Raw genomic sequence first — 15,343 nt, 5'->3', positions numbered from 1 at the left:
GTCTCCTTCGACATCGACGCCAACGGCATCATGCACGTCACGGCCAAGGACCTCGGCACGGGCAAGGAGCAGAAGATGACCGTCACCGGCGGCTCTTCGCTCGGCAAGGACGAGGTCGACCGCATGCGCCAGGAGGCGGAGCAGTACGCGGACGAGGACCTGCGCCGCAAGGAGGCAGCCGAGTCCCGCAACCAGGGTGAGCAGCTCGTCTACCAGACGGAGAAGTTCCTCGGGGAGAACGCGGACAAGGTTCCGGCCGAGATCAAGACCGAGGTCGAGACCGCGATCACCGAGCTGAAGGACAAGCTCAAGGGCGAGGACGTGGCCGAGATCCGCACCGCGACCGAGAAGCTCGCGGCCGTCTCCCAGAAGCTGGGCCAGGCGATCTACGCCGACGCGCAGGGCGCCCAGGCCGCCGGTGACGCCGGTGCCAAGGCCGACGACGACGTCGTCGACGCCGAGATCGTCGACGAGGACAAGCCGAAGGGCGGCGCTGTCTGATGTCGGAGGAGACCCCGGGCTTCGACGAGAAGCCGGACGTCCCCGCCGACGGCACGCCCGAGGAGCCGAAGGCCGCCGCTTCCGCCGACAAGGCGGAGGGGGCGGCCCCGGCCGGGGACTCTGCACAGGACGTGGCTCTGCTGGCGCAGCTGGACCAGGCCCGTACGGCGCTCTCCGAGCGCACCGGTGACCTCCAGCGGCTCCAGGCCGAGTACCAGAACTACCGCCGCCGGGTCGACCGGGACCGGGTCACGGTCAAGGAGATCGCGGTCGCGAGCCTCCTGACCGAGCTCCTGCCCGTCCTCGACGACGTCGGCCGGGCCCGCGAGCACGGCGAGCTCGTCGGCGGCTTCAAGTCGGTGGCCGAATCGCTGGAGTCGGTCGCCGCCAAGATGGGGCTGCAGCAGTTCGGCAAGGAGGGCGAGCCCTTCGACCCGACGATCCACGAGGCCCTGATGCACTCGTACGCGCCGGACGTCACCGAGACGACCTGCGTGGCGATCCTGCAGCCGGGGTACCGGATCGGGGAGCGCACGATCCGCCCCGCGCGGGTCGCGGTGGCCGAGCCCCAGCCGGGGGCTTCGGCCCCCAAGTCGGAGGACTCCGAGAAGGAGTCGTCCGACGACAAGAAGGACAGTGAGTAACACCCGCAGCAGGACCTGGGAGGAGGGACGCCGGTGAGCACGAAGGACTTCGTGGAGAAGGACTACTACAAGGTTCTCGGCGTTCCCAAGGACGCCACCGAGGCCGAGATCAAGAAGGCGTACCGGAAGCTCGCCCGCGAGTTCCACCCGGACGCCAACAAGGGCGACTCCGCGGCCGAGGAGCGTTTCAAGGAGATCTCCGAGGCGAACGACGTCCTCGGCGACCCCAAGAAGCGCAAGGAGTACGACGAGGCGCGCGCCCTCTTCGGCAACGGTGGCTTCCGTCCAGGCCCGGGCGCCGGCGGCCAGTTCAACTTCGACCTGGGCGACCTCTTCGGGGGCGCCCAGGGTGGGGGCACGGGCGGCGGCTTCGGCGGCGGCATCGGCGACATGTTCGGCGGGCTGTTCAACCGGGGCGGTCCCGGCCCGGGCGCGCGTACCCAGCCGCGCCGCGGCCAGGACATCGAGTCCGAGGTGACGCTCAGCTTCACCGAGGCGGTGGACGGGGCCACGGTCCCGCTCCGGATGTCCTCGCAGGCCCCCTGCAAGGCGTGCTCCGGCACCGGCGACAAGAACGGCACGCCCCGCGTGTGCCCGACCTGCGTCGGCACCGGCCAGGTCTCCCGGGGCAGCGGCGGCGGGTTCTCGCTCACCGACCCCTGCGCCGACTGCAAGGGGCGCGGCCTGATCGCCGAGACCCCCTGCGAGGTCTGCAACGGCAGCGGCCGGGCCCGGTCCTCCCGCACCATGCAGGTCAGGATCCCGGCGGGCGTCACCGACGGCCAGAAGATCCGGCTGCGCGGCAAGGGCGCCCCGGGCGAGCGCGGCGGCCCGGCGGGCGACCTGTACGTGGTCGTGCACGTGGACGCGCACCCGGTGTTCGGCCGCAAGGACGACAACCTGACGGTGACCGTCCCGGTGTCCTTCGCGGAGGCCACGCTCGGCGGCGAGATCAGGGTGCCCACCCTGGGCGGTCCGCCGGTCACGCTGAAACTCCCCCAGGGGACCCCGAACGGGCGTACGATGCGGGCCCGCGGCAAGGGGGCGGTCCGCAAGGACGGCACCCGCGGCGACCTGCTGGTCACGGTGGAGGTGACGGTTCCGGCGGAACTGTCCGACAAGGCGCGCGAGGCGCTGGAGACCTACCGGGACGCCACGGCGGACGAGGACCCCAGGTCCGCACTGTTCGAGGCAGCGAAGGGAGCATGAGATGGACGGCCGACGACGCAATCCCTACGAGCTCACGGATGAGACTCCGGTCTACGTGATCTCGGTCGCCGCTCAGCTCTCCGGCCTGCACCCGCAGACCCTCCGTCAGTACGACAGGCTCGGGCTGGTGTCCCCGGACCGCACGGCCGGGCGGGGACGCCGCTACTCGGCCCGGGACATCGAGCTGCTCCGCACGGTGCAGCAGCTGTCCCAGGACGAGGGCGTCAACCTGGCCGGCATCAAGCGGATCATCGAACTGCAGCACCAGGTCGCCGCGCTCCAGCAGCGCGTCGCCGAGCTCGCGGCCGCGGTCGACGGCGCGGCCCTGGCCATGCAGCAGCGCGAGGCACAGGTCCACGCCTCGTACCGGCGCGACCTGGTCCCGTACCAGGACGTACAGCAGACCGGTGCGCTGGTCGTGTGGCGGCCCAAGCGGCCGCAGGACTGACGAACACGCATGAGGCCCCGCCCGGGAACGGGCGGGGCCTCGGCGCGTCTCGGCGCGCCTCATGGCGTCCCGGCTCGCCCGGGCGCGTCCTGGTGCGTCTCACTGATCGGGGTGGTCCAGGATCCCCGACTGGGCGATCAGATAGCCCAGTTGTGCCCGGCTGCCGCTGCCGAGGGTTCCGGCCAGTTTGGCGATGTGCGCCCGGCAGGTCCGTACGTTCATGCCGAGCCGGCGGGCGATGGCCTCGTCCACGTGACCCTCGACCAGGAGCTGTGCGATGGACCGCTGCACGCCCGAGACCCCCTCGGGGGTGGGTCCGTACGAGACCTCCTCGCGCAGCGGTACGGCGCGGTGCCACAGTTGCTCGAACACCCTGGCGAGGTAGCGGACCAGGGCGGGGTGCCGGAGCTCCAGCGCGACCTGCTGATCGTCCCGGGCCGGGATGAAGGCGACCGACTCGTCGCAGATGATGAGCCGTTCGACCAGCTCCTCCAGGGTGCGGAACTCCACCTTTCCGCCGGCCACCCGGTCGATGTAGGCCATCGTGCCGCGGCTGTGCCGGACCGTGTGCTGGTAGAGGGTGCGCATGCTGACGCCCCGCCGGATCAGCGGCTGGTCGCGCTCGATCGCCTGGCTCAGCACGTGCTCGGCGCGGCCGCCCCCGGGCTGGATGGTCAGCATTTCGGTGTGGCATTCGGAAGTGGCCAGGTTGAGCGCGGCGTTGATGCGGTTGAAACCCTCCAGCACGGTGATTGCGTGCGTGGGCGCCGGACTCATCGCACTGATGGCCATGAATGGCTCGAATGCTTCGGTGAGTTCGATGGAGGCGCGCCGGTGCTGCAGGATCTCCCGTTCCAGCGGGTGGAGCCGCTGTGCGAGCGCCACCGAAGGGGGAACCGGGCGCAGCCAGTTGGCGTCATCAGGGTCGGGATGGAGCAGCGCGAATTCCAGCAGGCAGGGCGTGTGCTCGACTTCCGTGCGGGCGATCCGCCCGGAGCTGAGGGCGGTGGCGTAGAGCTCTGATCCAAGACCGCACAGCTCTGTCACAGGGTGGGGATGTGTCTGGTTAGCGGCCTCTGTCACGGAATCTCCCACCCCCAGGGTTTTGCATCTACAGGAACATGATGCATCGCCCCAGTGGCATCGACGTGGCTCGATAAGTCATCGTCTGAGATGCGGGGGAGAGGAATCCATCCAGTGAGGACGAAGTCGACCATGTATAAGAAATTGCTTCGCTCGGTGGTTGCCGTTGCTCTCTCCACGGTTGTGGCTTACGGGGTGGCCGGAGGCAACCTCGGCATAGCCGACAGCGGTTGGGGAAGTACACCGGCCGACAGCGGCTGGGGGGCACCCGCGACGGTCGAGTACGACAGCGGCTGGGGCGTGGTACCGCCCGACAGCGGCTGGGGCACCGCTCCGCACGGGAAGTCCGACGCATGACCCCCGACGACCGTGACTTCCGGCGGGAAATGGCGTCCGCCTACCGGTCCGGATGGCAGTTCATCGACCTGGTCACCGCGATCCCCCACGCCGGTGATTCCCTGATGGTCACCCTTTTCGGCCAGCCCATCGTCATCGTGCGCGAGGAGGACGAGGACGTCCGCGCCTACCGCTGCCTGCGCCGCCCCCGAGGCGCCCCGCAACCCGTGCGTTGCGAGGTCCGGTACGGCATGGTCTTCGTCAACCTGGATCAGCGTGACCACCAGCTCTTCGAGCCCGATATCACCACCGCCACCCCCCGCAGTGCCTGAGACGGTCCCCCCGTCGTCGCAGATCGCTCAGGTACTTCCCCCACACAACGGCGCCATCGTGGTCCTGAACACGATGGCGCCGTTGTGATGTCCGCGTCCATACCCGAACCGGACATTGCCACGGCCTGCCGGCTTTCCCGTGTCAGGCTTTTCCGGACCCGGATTTCGGTTTCCCCCGGGCCCGCCCCGTCGCGTTTCCTCAGGCCCGCCCCATCGCGCGGTCCAGCGTGATCTCGATGACCACCCGGTCCGGGTTGGGCGAGGGGGTCCGCCGGTAGCGCTCGGCGTAGCGGGCCACCGCGTCGGCGACCGACGCCTCGTCCGTGCGGACCACCGCACGGCCCTCCAGCGTGGCCCAGCGGCGCCCTTCCATCTGGCAGACCGAGGCCCGGGCCCGGCCCGGCTCGGCCTCCAGCACGTTGCGGACCTTCTTGCTGTGCTTGTTGCTGATCACCCGGGCCACCCCGGCCTCCGGGTCGTACGTCACGCCCACGGGCACCACGTGGGGGGTGCCGTCCGGCCGCAGGGTGGTCAGGGTGCACACGTGCCGCTCCCGCCAGAAGGCGAGGTACTCCGGCGTCGGGTTGAGTACGTCATGGGCCATGCGCCGAAGCGTACGTGACGGCACCGGAACCATCTTGAGTGGAATAGACTCAACTTTGTGCACGTTGACCTTGTCAGTATCTGTACGGAGACGGAGAGGAGAAGCCGCACGTGGACGCCGAGCTGACCAACAAGAGCCGGGACGCGCTCAACGCCGCCACCAGCAGGGCCGTGAAGGACGGCAACCCGGACCTGACCCCGGCCCACCTGCTGCTGGCCCTGCTCACCGGCCAGGACAACGAGAACATCATCGACCTGCTGGCCGCCGTCGAGGCCGACCAGGCCGCCGTACGCACCGGCGCCGAGCGGATCCTGGCCGGCCTGCCCAGCGTCACCGGGTCCACCGTGGCCCCGCCGCAGGCGTCCCGCGACCTGCTCGCCGTACTCGCCGAGGCCGACGAACGGGCCGGCAAGCTCGGCGACGAGTACCTGTCCACCGAGCACCTGCTCATCGCGACCGCCGCCAAGGGGGGCGCCGCCGGCGAGCTCCTGTCGCAGCAGGGCGCGAGCGCGAGGAAGCTGCTCGACGCCTTCGAGAACGTACGAGGAGGACGGCGGGTGACCACCCCCGACCCCGAGGGCCAGTACAAGGCCCTGGAGAAGTTCGGCACCGACTTCACCGCCGCGGCCCGCGACGGCAAGCTCGACCCCGTGATCGGCCGCGACCACGAGATCCGCCGGGTCGTGCAGGTGCTGTCGCGCCGCACCAAGAACAACCCGGTGCTGATCGGCGAGCCCGGCGTCGGCAAGACGGCCGTGGTCGAGGGCCTCGCCCAGCGCATCGTGAAGGGCGACGTCCCGGAATCCCTGAAGAACAAGCGCCTGGTCTCCCTCGACCTCGGCGCGATGGTGGCCGGCGCCAAGTACCGGGGCGAGTTCGAGGAGCGGCTCAAGACCGTCCTCGCCGAGATCAAGTCCAGCGACGGGCAGATCATCACCTTCATCGACGAGCTGCACACGGTCGTCGGCGCGGGCGCCGGCGGCGACTCCGCCATGGACGCCGGCAACATGCTCAAGCCGATGCTGGCCCGAGGCGAACTGCGGATGGTCGGCGCGACCACCCTGGACGAGTACCGCGAGCGGATCGAGAAGGACCCCGCGCTGGAGCGGCGCTTCCAGCAGGTTCTGGTCGCCGAGCCGACCGTGGAGGACACCGTCGCGATCCTCCGCGGGCTCAAGGGCCGCTACGAGGCCCACCACAAGGTGCAGATCAACGACAGCGCGCTGGTCGCCGCGGCCACCCTCTCCGACCGCTACATCACCTCCCGCTTCCTCCCCGACAAGGCGATCGACCTGGTCGACGAGGCCGCCTCCCGGCTGCGCATGGAGATCGACTCCTCCCCGGTGGAGATCGACGAGCTCCAGCGCGCGGTGGACCGGCTGCGCATGGAGGAGCTGGCCCTGCGGAACGAGTCCGACCCGGCCTCCGTCGAGCGGCTGGAGAAGCTCCGCAGGGACCTCGCCGACAAGGAGGAGGAGCTGCGCGGCCTGACCGCCCGCTGGGAGAAGGAGAAGCAGTCCCTCAACCGGGTCGGCGAGCTCAAGGAGCGCCTGGACGCGCTGCGCGGCCAGGCCGAACGGGCACAGCGCGACGGAGACTTCGACACCGCCTCCAAGCTGCTGTACGGGGAGATCCCCGCCCTGGAGCGCGAGCTGGCGGAGGCCACCGAGGCCGAGCAGGAGGCGGCCGCGGCCGCCAAGGACACCATGGTCAAGGAGGAGGTCGGACCGGACGACATCGCCGAGGTGGTCGCCGCCTGGACCGGTATCCCGGCGGGCCGGCTGATGGAGGGCGAGACCCAGAAGCTGCTGCGCATGGAGCAGGAGCTGGGCCGCCGCCTGATCGGCCAGACCGAGGCCGTACGCGCGGTCTCCGAGGCGGTCCGCCGCACCCGCGCGGGCATCGCCGACCCCGACCGGCCGACCGGCTCCTTCCTCTTCCTCGGCCCGACCGGTGTCGGCAAGACCGAGCTGGCCAAGGCGCTCGCCGACTTCCTGTTCGACGACGAGCGGGCCATGGTCCGCATCGACATGTCGGAGTACGGGGAGAAGCACAGCGTGGCCCGGCTGGTCGGCGCCCCGCCCGGCTACGTGGGCTACGAGGAGGGCGGCCAGCTGACCGAGGCCGTCCGGCGGCGCCCGTACTCGGTGATCCTGCTGGACGAGGTGGAGAAGGCCCACCCGGAGGTCTTCGACGTCCTGCTCCAGGTGCTGGACGACGGGCGGCTCACCGACGGCCAGGGCCGGACGGTGGACTTCCGGAACACCATCCTGATCCTGACCTCGAACCTGGGCAGCCAGTATCTGGTCGAACACAGCCTCGCCGACCCCGCGGCCGACGGGGAGCAGACGCGCAACAAGGTCCTGGAGGTGGTACGCGCCACCTTCAAGCCCGAGTTCCTCAACCGCCTCGACGACATCGTGGTGTTCTCGGCACTCAGCCGGGACGAGCTCGCGCACATCGCCGAACTCCAGGTGCGGCGCCTCGCCAAGCGCCTGGCCGACCGCCGCCTCACCCTGGACGTCACCCCGGAGGCGCTGGCCTGGCTGGCGGACAAGGGCAACGAGCCGGCCTACGGCGCCCGCCCGCTGCGCCGCCTGATCCAGACGGCCGTCGGCGACCGGCTGGCCAGGGAGATCCTGGCCGGCGAGGTCCGGGACGGGGACACCGTCCGGGTCGACGTCGCGGGCGACGACCTGCTGGTCGGGAAGGCCCTGTAGGGCCGGAGACGGGTCTGCGGCCGGGCCTGCGAGAGGTCTGCGACAGGTCTGCGAGACGTCTGTGAGACGTCTCGCAGACGTCTGCAACGGGGCTGCGCAGTAGCTTCGTACGACCGGCACCGGGTGGATCGTGTCCGCCCGGAGCTGATCGGCCGGTGCGGGGCTTGCCACGGGGTAGGAGCCATGGGGGAGGATGACTGCATCCGCACGAAGGGAAAAACACGGTGAGCATCGACCCGGCCTCGATTCCGAACTTCGGGGGGCAGCCCGAACCGCAGCCCACAGGACCGGCGGGCCCCGTCGTCCCCGACCAGGACCTGGTCAAGCAGCTGCTGGACCAGATGGAGCTCAAGTACGTCATCGACGACGAGGGTGACCTCGCGGCGCCGTGGGAGGAGTTCCGCACCTACTTCATGTTCCGCGGCGAGGGCGAGCAGAAGGTCTTCTCGGTGCGGACCTTCTACGACCGCCCGCACGCGCTCGAAGAGAAGCCCCAGCTGCTCGAGTCGATCGACGACTGGAACCGCCGGACCCTGTGGCCCAAGGTCTACACCCACACCCACGACGACGGCTCCGTCCGTCTGATCGGTGAGGGCCAGATGCTGATCGGCACCGGCGTGGCCCTGGAGCACTTCGTCTCCTCCACGGTCAGCTGGGTCCGCGCGTCCATCGAGTTCGACAACTGGCTCGTCGAGCAGCTCGGCCTGGAGAAGGAGATCGACTCCGCCGACGGCGAGGACAAGGGTGACGACGCCGAGTAGTCGGCGCCGTCACCCGGAAGCACCTCAGAGCGGCAGCGGGGCGGCCAGTACCAGGTACGTCCCGTAGCCGTACGAGAGCCCGGCCAGGGCGGCGGTCACCAGGACCGCCGTCCGCGGCCGGGCTCGCGCCAGTGCGGCCGCCGCCGGCAGCAGCAGCGGGAACGCGGGCAGCAGGAAGCGGGGCTTGGACTCGAAGAACCCGGCCCCGCCGAGCGTGATCACCAGCAGCACCCCCGTGTAGACCAGCAGCGGCAGCGGCGACCGGCTGCGCACCAGCAGGACCGCGAGCACCAGCGCCACCAGGATCACCACCGGCACCAGAGTGGTGACCAGTGGCGTCCCCTTGGTCAGCACCCGCCCGACGGACCCGGCGACACCCCGGCCGAAGTCGAAGTACGAGCCCCAGCTCCGCTGCACCGCGAAGTAGCCGCCCAGCGGATCACCCCGCCGCACCCCCACGGCCAGCAGGTACGCCGTCCAGCCCGCAGGCGCCAGCAGCCCCGCCGCCCACACCCGGGCCGGCGCGTCCGGCTTCAGCAGCAGCTCGTACCCCGCCGCCACCGACACCGCGACTGCCACCGCTATCCCGTTCGGCCGGGTGACCCCGGCCAGTACCGCCAGCCCGGCCGCCCACAGCCAGCGCCCGCGCAACACGGCGTACAGCGCCCAGGCGGCCAGCGCCGCCAGCAGCGCCTCGGTGTAGGCGACGGCGAGGACCACCGAGTGCGGCAGCACCCCCCACAGCACCACCAGCAGGACACCGGCCCGGGCGCCGGCCACCAGCTCCCCGACCCGGTACACCCCGACGGCACCGGCCACCGCCGCCGCCCAGGCCAGCAGCAGTCCGGCACCCGCCGGACCCACCCAGGGCAGCAGCCCGGACAGCAGCCGCATCAGCCCGGGGTACAGCGGGAAGAACGCCAGATCGCTCTGCACCGACCCGATGTCCACCCACACCTGGGTGCGCCCGTACCCGTGCTCGGCGATCCCGATGTACCAGACCGAGTCCCAGGACGTGCCGAGCACGGCCACCGGGTCCTTCCCGGACCACCACGCGGACACGGCCACCAGCAGCACCCCGCCGGCGCGCACCGCGGCGAACACCGCCACGGCGAACACCCCCGCGGGCACCGTGACGCCCGTGCCGTCCCCGTTCCCCCCGCGGCGCCGTCCGGTCGGGACGGCGCCGGTTATCTCCCCCGTCGCGGTCACAGTCGTCGCAGGCGGTGGACCGCCTCCTCCAATACCTCGGTGCGCTTGCAGAAGGCCCAGCGGACCTGGGTCCGGCCGGCCTCCCGGTCGTCGTAGAAGACCGCGTTGGGGATCGCGACGACCCCGCAGCGCTCCGGGAGGGCGCGGCAGAAGGCGAGGCCGTCCTTCTCCCCGAGCGGGGCGATGTCGGTGGTGATGAAGTACGTGCCCTGCGGCCGGTAGACCTCGAAGCCGGCCTCCCGCAGCCCGGAGGCGAGGACGTCCCGCTTGTGCGCGAGGTCGGCGCGGAAGCCGTCGTAGTAGTCGTCCGGGAGGGCCAGGGCCTCGGCGATGGCGTACTGGAAGGGGCCGGAGGAGACGTAGGTGAGGAACTGCTTGGCCGAGCGCACCGCCGAGACCAGGGCGGGGGAGGCGGTCAGCCAGCCGACCTTCCAGCCGGTGAAGGAGAAGGTCTTGCCGGCGGAGGAGATGGTGACGGTGCGTTCGCGCATGCCGGGCAGGCTCGCGAGGGGCACGTGGGTGCCTTCGAAGACCAGGTGCTCGTACACCTCGTCGGTGACCACCAGCAGGTCCCGGTCGACGGCCAGCCCGGCGATCGCGGCGAGGTCGGCGGGGCCGAGCACCGCACCGGTCGGGTTGTGCGGGGTGTTCAGGAGCAGCAGGCGGGTGCGCGGGGTGACGGCGGCGCGCAGTTCGTCGAGGTCGAGGGCGAAAGCGCCGTCGCGGGGACGGAGGGTGACGGGGACGCGGGTCGCGCCGGCCATCGCGATGCAGGCCGCGTAGGAGTCGTAGAAGGGTTCGAGGGCGATGACCTCGTCGCCCGGTTCGAGGAGGGCCAGCAGGGAGGCGGCGATGGCCTCGGTCGCGCCGGCGGTGACCAGCACCTCGGTGTCGGGGTCGTGGGAGAGTCCGTAGAAGCGCTGCTGGTGGGCGGCGATCGCGGTACGGAGCTCCGGGATGCCGGGGCCCGGCGGGTACTGGTTGCCGAGGCCTTCGCGGACGGCCCGGACGGCCGCCTCGGCGATCTCGGCGGGGCCGTCGGTGTCGGGGAAGCCCTGACCCAGATTGATCGACCCGGTCCGGGTGGCCAGCTGCGACATCTCCGCGAAGATGGTCGTACCGAAGGCGGCCAGGCGGCGGTTGAGGTAGGGGCGGCTGCCGCCCACGGGTGCGCTCATGTCCGCCATCCTCCGGGGAACCTCTGGACTTGCTCAAGTGTGCTTTGGCCCGGGCGGGCCGCGGGCATCCCCCTTTCACGCGGGGCGGGGGACCCCGCACCCCGGGGGACCGGGGCGTCCGGAGGAGGGCGAGAACAGTGTTCGAGACCATCTTCTTTTCAGCGTTCGTCCTGATCGTGTTCTTCGGCGTGGTGGGGATCGCCGTCCGCTCCGGGACGCGGAACCGGCACCACGCGCGGCGCGGTTCGCGCCACTCCCGCTGGGCTTCGGGCGACAGCGGTTCGGGTACGTCCTGCGGCGGCTCCTTCTCCTCCTGCGGCGGATCCTCTTCCTCCTGCGGAGGCGGGGGCGGCGGCGGGGGCTGTGGAGGAGGTGGCGGCGGGGGCGGCTGCGGCGGCGGAAGCTGACGCGCGGGCGGCCGGAGCCGCCGTGACGGGGGTGTCCGGCGGGGTGTGCGCCGAGGTGTCCGGTGGGGGGTAACTTCCGTCGGACACCCTCGCGTTGGGCCTTCCCGTTGAACACGTGAACTGGGTAGCCCCCGGAGGGATGTAAACCCCAGCAAGTTGGGTAAAAACGCTGTGAGTGCCGTGCCCTTCATGATTCCCTCGGTTGAGTAGACCAGTCCCCGGACCGCCCGGGACTCCCTGTGGACCCGAGCCGGTGACCCGCACCCCCACGCACGCGTTCCGGCTGGGGCAGGGGACCGGCCCCTCTCCCTCGCGCGTTTGCGGAGCCGACTCATGCTCACGACCCTCCAGACCACCTACACCGACACGCGTGCCGCCGATCTCGCCTGGGCGCTGGGCCGGGACCGGCTGCCCGCCCTGGCCGTACTGAACCTCGAACTGGCCGGCGCGAAGGTGGAGCTGCGCCTGCTCGGCGCCTCCCACCAGGTGCTGCTGGAGGAGGGCGAGGTGCTCTGCTCGGAGACGGTCGCCTGCATCCCCGGCAGCAGCACCCCGCTGCCGCTCGGGGTCGCCAAGCGCGTGGGCGACTGGGAGTACGAGTTCGCCGCCCGCGTGGAGACCCTCTCGCGGGGGTCCTTCGCCGGCCGCGCCCAGGAACTGCTCGCCCTGGTGGCCGATCACCCGAACGGGTTGGCCGGCACCTTTCCGGGCAGCCCGCACGCGTTCACCGCACTGCTCGCCCAGCGCCACGAGGGACAGGTGCGGTGGCGCACCTGGCACGCGTACCCGCAGGAGGGCCAGTTGGTGGCCACCCGCACCAGGGTGGGTGTACGGATGGCGGCACCCGCGCTGTAGTGCGCGATCGTTTCTGCGTGGTTACTCCAACTGCCCGTACGAGCGCATCGGTTGCACCCATGTGGGTGACGGGATGTGTGCGCGGCGTGACGTACGGTTCGCTGCATGATCGACCGTTCCGCCCCGGGCGGGGTGCTCCCGGCGCCGGAGCCGAGGCGCGCGGCAATGCGTCCGGCCACCCTGCCCGTGCGGCCCCGGACCGGCCGACTGCTCGTCCTGGCCACCGTGTTCGTCTGTGCCGCCTGCGGGCTGGTGTACGAACTGGAGCTGCTCGCCCTCGCCTCCTACCTGATCGGCGACTCCGTCACCCAGGCGTCCGTCGTGCTGTCGGTGATGGTCTTCGCCATGGGCGTCGGCTCGCTGCTCGCCAAACGCCTGCGCGGGGCGCCCGCCGCCGGCTTCATCGCGGTGGAGGCGGCCCTGGCGCTGGTCGGCGGGATGTCGGCGACCGCCCTGTACGCGAGTTTCGCCTGGCTGGGGGAGTCCCGCCCGGCCCTGGTGGCGTTCTCGCTGACCATCGGCGTACTGATCGGTGCGGAGATCCCGTTGCTGATGACCCTGATCCAGCGGATCCGGCGGCAGGACGCGGGCGGCGCGGTCGCGGACCTGTTCGCGGCGGACTACGTCGGCGCGCTCGTCGGCGGCCTGGCCTTTCCGTTCCTGCTGCTGCCCCTGCTCGGCCAGCTGACCGGGGCGATGCTCACCGGCATGGTCAACGCGGCGGCCGGCGGGGCGCTGGTGCTGTGGCTGTTCCGCCGCGACCTGAGCCGGCGGACGTGCTGGCTGCTGATGGCGGCGAACGTGACGGTCCTCGCCGTCCTCGCCTCGGCCGCCGTCCTCGCGGAGGACTTCGAGCGGGTCGCGCGGAACGCGGTCTACGGCGGCGAGGTGCGGGTCGCGGTGCAGACCGGCCTGCAGGAACTGGTGGTCACCGGGCCCGCCAGCGGCTCGCCGCGCTCGCTCGACCTGTACCTCGACGGCCGGCTCCGGGTCAGCGGCTACGACGAGTACCGCTATCACGAGGCGCTCGTGCACCCCGCGATGCAGGGGCCGCACGCGACGGTCCTCGTCCTCGGCGGCGGCGACGGCCTGGCCGCCCGGGAGGTCCTGCGCTACCGCGACGTGGAGGCGGTCACCGTGGTGGAGCTCGACCCCGGGGTGGTGCGACTGGCCCGCACCGACCCGATGCTGTCCGCCCTCAACGGCCGGGCGTACGCCGACCCGCGCGTCCGGGTGAGCAACTCGGACGCGTTCCGCTTCCTCCGTGATCCGCGCGCGCACGGACGCTACGACGTGATCGTCTCGGACCTGCCGGACCCGGGCATCACCCCCAGCACCAAGCTGTACTCGCAGGAGTTCTACGGGCTGGCCGCACGGGCGCTCCGCCCCGGCGGCCGGATCGCCGTCCACGCCGGTTCCCCGTCCGTGCGACCGCGCACGTACTGGACGGTCGAGGCCACGCTCAGCGCCGCCGGGCTGCGCACCGTCCCCTACACGGCGGGCGGCCGGCTCTCAGGCTTCCCCGCGGGCCCGGACCGCACGCCCGGCCGTGCCGAGGCCTCGCCGCAGGACTGGGGCTTCGTCCTGGCGGCCCCGGGCCACACCCCGGAACTCCGCGTCGGCCCCGAAGCGAGCCTGCGCTCCCTCACCACCCCGGCCCTCCGCGCCGCCGCCCACGACACCGCCCGCCTCCGCATCCGGAACCTTCCCCCGTCCACCCTCCCCCACCCCCGCTACCGCTGACCGCGGCCCGGGCGGGCGCCCGGTCTGCGCCGCCGCGTGTGTGGGCGGGTGCGCCGCCGTGTGGGCGGGTGTGCCGCCGTGTGGGCAGGCGTGCCGCAGGGCGATGGGGGTCCCCCCTGCTCGAGCGAAGTCGAGAGCTTGGGGGAGGGTGGGCACACGGCACCCCGGCTCCGCGCAGCGCAGCTCCCCACCCCCCGGCCCGGCCGAGCCCTGGCACCCCACCCAGCGGACACGCGGCCCCCGGCGCCCCGCCCCGCCCCGCCGGGCCCGGGCACCCCCGCCCGCCCGCCCGGCCAGGGCAAGGCGCAGCCAACCGCACCGGGTGCAACCCGCCCCCACCCCGCTACGCTCGACCCCATGGAGCATCAGGTCTTCGTCCCGGTCCAAGCCTCCGCCCTCCGCACCGTGCTGCGAGCCCCCACCCACCTCGCCCGCTGCGTCCCCGGCCTCCAGCACGACGCCGGCTCCGCCCCCGGCGGCCCCCTGGGAGGCCGGCTGCGCCTGCGGGTCGGCGGCAATACCGTGACCTACCGGGGCGCCCTGACCCTCACCGAACAGGACGAGGACACCTTCACGATCGACGGCGAAGGCACCGAAGCCCGCGGTACCGGCACGGTGAAGTTCGCCCTCACCCTGCGCCTGGCCCCCGCCGAGGACGGCACCCGCCTGGACTTCAGCGCCACCGCGACCGCCGACGGCCGCGCCGCCGCCTTCGACCCGGAGGCCCTGGCCACGGCCGTGCACCGGCTCCTGGACCGGGCCTCGGCCAAACTGTCCGCCACCGCGACGGCGGCCCCGGAAGCCCAGGACCCCGACGGCGCCCAGGACCCCGGCCACAAGCCCAACACCGGCACCGACACCGACACCAACACCGGCACCGGCACCGACACCAACACCGGCACCGGCACGGAACCGCCCTCCGTCTTCGACGCGGAAGTCCCGCCCCCGTCCCTGGACCCGTCCTCCGACCCGTCGTCGGACCCGTCCCGGGACCGCTCCCACGACCCGTTCCGGGAGGACGAGTTCCCGGGCGGTTTCGGCGAACCCGTCCGTCCCCCCGCCGAGGCCGCCCACGCCCGCCGCACGATGATCGGCCGGAGCGCCGAGGAGGTCGACCACGCACCCCCGCGCGGCCGCTACGCCCCGGTCCCCGCACCGGACGCCACCGTGCCCGGAGCGAGCCTTCGCTGGCTCGCGCCGGCCGCGGCACTCGCCCTCGCCGGTGCCGTGGTCGTCGGCCGCGCCCTGCGCCGCCGTACCTGACCGCCGCCCCGCCCGGCCCCCCGCCCGGCCGCACCTGACCACCGCCC

Annotated in this window: 14 protein-coding genes; 10 read left to right on the top strand and 4 right to left on the bottom strand. The window is 72.1% G+C overall.

What is annotated here, in order from left to right:
- The 4 genes from AB0O36_RS18265 to AB0O36_RS18250 form a co-directional block, all read left to right on the top strand.
- On the top strand, positions 1-501 hold a 501-nt coding region (locus tag AB0O36_RS18265; RefSeq protein WP_365111008.1), incomplete at its 5' end, for an Hsp70 family protein.
- Positions 501-1,145 carry a nucleotide exchange factor GrpE gene (gene grpE / locus AB0O36_RS18260; RefSeq protein WP_365111005.1) on the top strand — a complete coding sequence of 215 codons (645 nt, stop codon included), beginning with the start codon at positions 501-503 and terminating at the stop codon, positions 1,143-1,145. The genes AB0O36_RS18265 and grpE, both read left to right, overlap by 1 nt.
- Before the next feature lie 33 nt (positions 1,146-1,178).
- Positions 1,179-2,354 (top strand): molecular chaperone DnaJ, encoded by a 1,176-nt coding sequence (gene dnaJ, locus AB0O36_RS18255; RefSeq protein ID WP_365111002.1) that lies wholly within the window; start codon positions 1,179-1,181, stop codon positions 2,352-2,354.
- Between the two features lies 1 nt (position 2,355).
- The gene (locus AB0O36_RS18250) at positions 2,356-2,802 is read left to right on the top strand and encodes a helix-turn-helix transcriptional regulator (RefSeq protein ID WP_365110999.1); all 447 of its coding nucleotides are present in this window, start codon (positions 2,356-2,358) and stop codon (positions 2,800-2,802) included.
- A gap of 99 nt (positions 2,803-2,901) precedes the next feature.
- On the opposite strand, the gene AB0O36_RS18245 is transcribed toward AB0O36_RS18250, so the two are convergent.
- Positions 2,902-3,849 carry a helix-turn-helix transcriptional regulator gene (locus AB0O36_RS18245; RefSeq protein WP_365110997.1) on the bottom strand — a complete coding sequence of 316 codons (948 nt, stop codon included), beginning with the start codon at positions 3,847-3,849 and terminating at the stop codon, positions 2,902-2,904.
- A gap of 389 nt (positions 3,850-4,238) precedes the next feature.
- Between AB0O36_RS18245 and AB0O36_RS18240 the strand changes: the two genes are divergently transcribed.
- Positions 4,239-4,553 (top strand): (2Fe-2S)-binding protein, encoded by a 315-nt coding sequence (locus AB0O36_RS18240; RefSeq protein ID WP_150208898.1) that lies wholly within the window; start codon positions 4,239-4,241, stop codon positions 4,551-4,553.
- 199 nt (positions 4,554-4,752) lie between these two features.
- On the opposite strand, the gene AB0O36_RS18235 is transcribed toward AB0O36_RS18240, so the two are convergent.
- Positions 4,753-5,157 carry a TIGR03618 family F420-dependent PPOX class oxidoreductase gene (locus tag AB0O36_RS18235; protein WP_365110994.1) on the bottom strand — a complete coding sequence of 135 codons (405 nt, stop codon included), beginning with the start codon at positions 5,155-5,157 and terminating at the stop codon, positions 4,753-4,755.
- Positions 5,158-5,267: 110 nt separating this feature from the next.
- Between AB0O36_RS18235 and clpB the strand changes: the two genes are divergently transcribed.
- Positions 5,268-7,877, top strand: coding sequence for an ATP-dependent chaperone ClpB (clpB, locus tag AB0O36_RS18230; protein ID WP_365110991.1), 2,610 nt, complete (start codon positions 5,268-5,270; stop codon positions 7,875-7,877).
- Positions 7,878-8,101: 224 nt separating this feature from the next.
- Complete coding sequence (locus tag AB0O36_RS18225) at positions 8,102-8,638, top strand: YbjN domain-containing protein (protein ID WP_365110989.1); 537 nt, start codon at positions 8,102-8,104, stop codon at positions 8,636-8,638.
- A 24-nt stretch (positions 8,639-8,662) separates the two neighbouring features.
- On the opposite strand, the gene AB0O36_RS18220 is transcribed toward AB0O36_RS18225, so the two are convergent.
- Both AB0O36_RS18220 and AB0O36_RS18215 read right to left on the bottom strand, forming a co-directional pair.
- Positions 8,663-9,748 (bottom strand): hypothetical protein, encoded by a 1,086-nt coding sequence (locus AB0O36_RS18220; RefSeq protein ID WP_365110986.1) that lies wholly within the window; start codon positions 9,746-9,748, stop codon positions 8,663-8,665.
- 98 nt (positions 9,749-9,846) lie between these two features.
- Entirely contained in the window at positions 9,847-11,037 is a 1,191-nt protein-coding gene (locus tag AB0O36_RS18215) for a pyridoxal phosphate-dependent aminotransferase (RefSeq protein WP_365110983.1), read from the bottom strand.
- Between the two features lie 731 nt (positions 11,038-11,768).
- Between AB0O36_RS18215 and AB0O36_RS18210 the strand changes: the two genes are divergently transcribed.
- From AB0O36_RS18210 to AB0O36_RS18200, 3 genes are all read left to right on the top strand, one after another.
- Positions 11,769-12,290, top strand: a complete 522-nt coding sequence (locus AB0O36_RS18210) for a DUF2617 family protein (protein WP_365110980.1) — start codon at positions 11,769-11,771, stop codon at positions 12,288-12,290.
- Positions 12,291-12,455: 165 nt separating this feature from the next.
- Positions 12,456-14,033: a polyamine aminopropyltransferase gene (locus AB0O36_RS18205; protein ID WP_365111048.1), complete on the top strand. Its 1,578-nt coding sequence runs from the start codon at positions 12,456-12,458 to the stop codon at positions 14,031-14,033.
- Between the two features lie 357 nt (positions 14,034-14,390).
- Entirely contained in the window at positions 14,391-15,296 is a 906-nt protein-coding gene (locus AB0O36_RS18200; RefSeq protein WP_365110977.1) for an SRPBCC family protein, read from the top strand.
- Positions 15,297-15,343: the final 47 nt, after the last annotated feature.

It is taken from the genome of Streptomyces sp. NPDC089799, from assembly GCF_040684755.1.
Classification (GTDB): Bacteria; Actinomycetota; Actinomycetes; order Streptomycetales; family Streptomycetaceae; genus Streptomyces.
Note: the sequence above shows the minus strand (reverse complement) of the source record. Positions and strands in the feature narration are given on the sequence as shown.